Here is a 3,071-nt window from a genome sequence, read left to right on the forward strand (position 1 = left end):
GCCGAGCTGGCTCAGCTTCTGGCCACGGGCGAGGTTCTGGCCGGTTGGGCCTGGAACGAAACCCTGCCGACCATGGCCGACGAAGGTTTCCCGATCGGGTTCCAGCGTGAGGCCAAGGAAGGCTCGTCGCTGTGGCTGTGTGGCTATGTGAACCTGAAGGATGGCGAAGGCGTCGAAGACAAGGCCTATGACTTCCTGAACGCGTTCCTTGACCCCTCGTCAACTCAGGCGCTGCTGGATGCCGGTTACGGTCAGGCCAACGCCAAGGCGATGGCGGCCTTTGGTGCCGACGCCCTGACCGCCGTGGGCCTTGGCCCGATCGACGCGCCGATTCTGGCCCAGCTGCCGATGAGCGGCCAGCTGCGTGAAAAACAGTCGGAAGAGTTCGAAAAGATCAAGGCCGGCTTCTAAGCCCCGCCTGACCTGACGATGTGAAACGCCGCCCTTTTACCGGGGCGGCGTTTTTCGTTGCGGACGCGCGATCAGCCTTTGCCGAACTGGTCCAGATCGTCGCCGTAATGGCTTTGCACGAAATCCACCAGCGACCGGGTCGATCCGTCCATGATCGCATCCGGCGCGCCGGTCAGCAGCGGCTCAAGCGAGCGCGCCAGTTCCTTGCCCAGTTCGACCCCCCATTGATCGAACGAGTTCAGGCCCAGAATCACCCCTTCGACAAACACCCGGTGTTCATACAGCGCCACGATCCGGCCCAGCATCGCCGGGTCCAGCCGCGGATAGATCAGCGTGGTCGAAGGCCGGTTGCCGGGAAACACCCGGTGGCGGGCCTGACGTTCCAGTTCCTCGCCCGCGAACCCGGCTTCGGCCATCATCGCCCGCGCCTTTTCAAGGGTCCGACCCAGCATCAGCGCCTTGGATTGCGCCAGACAATTGGCGACCAGCAGCAGGTGATGCCGCGACCGGCCCAATTCATTGCCTTCGGCGGCCAGCAGGAATTCGCAGGGCACCGGCGTCGTGCCCTGATGGATCAACTGATAGAACGCGTGCTGGCCATTGGTGCCCGGCTCGCCCCAGACCACCGGCCCCGAGGGCCGCTCCAGCAGGCTGCCATTCATCGCCACGCGCTTGCCGTTACTTTCCATCTCAAGCTGTTGCAGATAGGCAGGCAGGCGTTCCAGCTGTTGGTCATAGGGCAGCACGGCGCGAGTGGGATAACCGCAGATCTGGTGATGCCAGATCCCGACCAGCGCCAGCAGCACCGGCATGTTCTGCGCCAAGGGCGCGCTGGTGAAATGCTGGTCCATCTCTTCGGCCCCGGCCAGCATCTGCCGGAACCGCGCCGGGCCGATGCCCAGCATCAGGCTCAGCCCCACCGGCCCCCACATCGAATAGCGCCCGCCGACCCAATCGGCAAAGCCGAACACCCGCTCGGCCGGAATGCCATGGCGGGCAGCGGCCTCGGGCGCGCAGGACACGGCGACAAATTGCGCCGCCGGATCGGGCACGACCTTTGCCATCATCGCGCGGGCGGTGGCGGCATTGGTCATGGTCTCGATCGTGGTAAAGGTCTTGGAGGCAACGATGATCAGCGTCCGGCTTAGATCCAGCCCGCGCATCACCTGCGAAATATCGGCGCCATCGACATTGGCCACGAAATGCAGCCGCGGCCCGTCGCTATACGAGGCCAGCGCCCGGCTGGCCATCACCGGCCCCAGATCCGAGCCACCAATGCCGATATTCACCACATCGGTGAAGGCCCCGCCCGCGCCGCGATAGGCGCCACTGCGCACGGCGTCGGCAAAGCCCTGCATCCGCTCCAGCGTATGCCAGACCTCGGGCATGACATCCTGACCATCGACGAAAACCGCGCCTGCGCTGCGCCGCAATGCCGTATGCAGCACGGCACGGCCTTCGGTCTGGTTGATCTTTTCGCCCGCGAACATCGCGTCACGGCGGGTTTCGACCCCGGCTTCAGTTGCCAATTCCAGCAAACTATCAAGGGTTTGCGCGTCGATATTCGTCTTGGAATAATCGAACAGCATCCCGCCCAGCCGGGTCGAGAACCGTGCCGCCCGGCCACCGGTGAACATATCGGCGATCCGTCGGTCCCTGACCGCATCAGCCTGCGTTTTCAGCTTGTCCCAAAGGTTCGTCATCAATCAGCCCAGTGGATTGTTGCGCCTTTCAGCACCGCGCAAATCGGTGCCTGAAGCGGATTGTCCAAAGACCGCGCCCGGTCCAGCGCCGCGCGCTTTTCCGAACCGGTGATGACGATATGGGTCGACATCGCGCCTTTCAGCACCGGCGCGGTCAGGGTGACGCGCGGCTCGGACGCGCCACCGGCGCGCATCGGCATCACCACGGGCGCATGATCCTGCAACGCGTCGTGCAACAGGTCGGCCCCCGGAAACAACGAGGCCGTGTGCATATCCGCCCCCATCCCCAGCAACAGCACCGACAGCGGCAACACCGCCTCGATGCCGGAGGTCAGTTCGGCCAGCGCCTGTTCGGGGGTTTGGCGCTCCAGATACATCGGCACCAGATTGGCGGCAGCGGCCTGCCCGGTCAGCAGGCTGCGGCGCAGCAGCGCGGTGTTCGAGCGGTCCGAGCTTTCCGGCACCCAGCGCTCATCGGTCAACAGGATATCGACCCGGTCCCAGTCCAGATTCACACCGGACAGACCCTCGAAAATCGGCCCTGGCGTGGTGCCGCCGGGCACGGCCATGCTGACCCGGTCGGCCAGCCGCAAAGCTGAACTCAGCTCGGACGCCAGCAGATCGGCCAGATCCATCGCCAGCGCCTCGCGGTCGGGATATTCGATCAGGTTGAGGTTCATGTCTTGACCTCGCGCCAGCGGCGGCCGTCGCGGTGCATCAGCATCAGCGCGTCATCCGGACCCGAACCGCCGGGCTGATACAGTTTCGGCCGGTCGCGGCGGCCTTCCCAATCGGAGATGATCGGGTCGATCCAGGCCCATGCGGCCTCGACCTCGTCACCGCGCATGAACAGGGTCTGATTGCCACGGATCACATCCATGATCAGCCGCTCGTAAGCGTCGGGAATGTCGCCGGCATCGGGGCCAAGCGCCTCTTTAAACGACATGTCCAACGGCA

Annotated in this window: 2 protein-coding genes and 2 pseudogenes; 1 reads left to right on the forward strand and 3 read right to left on the reverse strand. The window is 64.7% G+C overall.

What is annotated here, in order from left to right:
• Positions 1–411: pseudogene (locus tag ABYW26_RS12605) on the forward strand (polyamine ABC transporter substrate-binding protein); the annotation flags it as partial.
• A 71-nt stretch (positions 412–482) separates the two neighbouring features.
• Here the strand turns inward: ABYW26_RS12605 and pgi are convergent.
• From pgi to ABYW26_RS12620, 3 genes and pseudogenes are all read right to left on the reverse strand, one after another.
• Positions 483–2,114: a glucose-6-phosphate isomerase gene (pgi, locus tag ABYW26_RS12610; RefSeq protein ID WP_372605257.1), complete on the reverse strand. Its 1,632-nt coding sequence runs from the start codon at positions 2,112–2,114 to the stop codon at positions 483–485.
• Positions 2,114–2,794, reverse strand: coding sequence for a 6-phosphogluconolactonase (gene pgl, locus ABYW26_RS12615; RefSeq protein ID WP_372605258.1), 681 nt, complete (start codon positions 2,792–2,794; stop codon positions 2,114–2,116). The genes pgi and pgl overlap by 1 nt, the downstream gene beginning before the upstream one ends.
• Positions 2,791–3,071 (reverse strand): annotated as a pseudogene (locus tag ABYW26_RS12620) (glucose-6-phosphate dehydrogenase); the annotation flags it as partial. The gene pgl and the pseudogene ABYW26_RS12620, both read right to left, overlap by 4 nt.

The organism is Actibacterium sp. (assembly GCF_041584535.1).
Taxonomy (GTDB): Bacteria; Pseudomonadota; Alphaproteobacteria; order Rhodobacterales; family Rhodobacteraceae; genus Actibacterium_D.

What these genes read in the sequence shown, in the direction of transcription:
- pgl (WP_372605258.1), bottom strand. Translation starts at nt 2,794, where the DNA reads ATGAACCTCAACCTGATCGAATATCCCGACCGCGAGGCGCTGGCGATG.
- pgi (WP_372605257.1), bottom strand. Translation starts at nt 2,114, where the DNA reads ATGACGAACCTTTGGGACAAGCTGAAAACGCAGGCTGATGCGGTCAGG.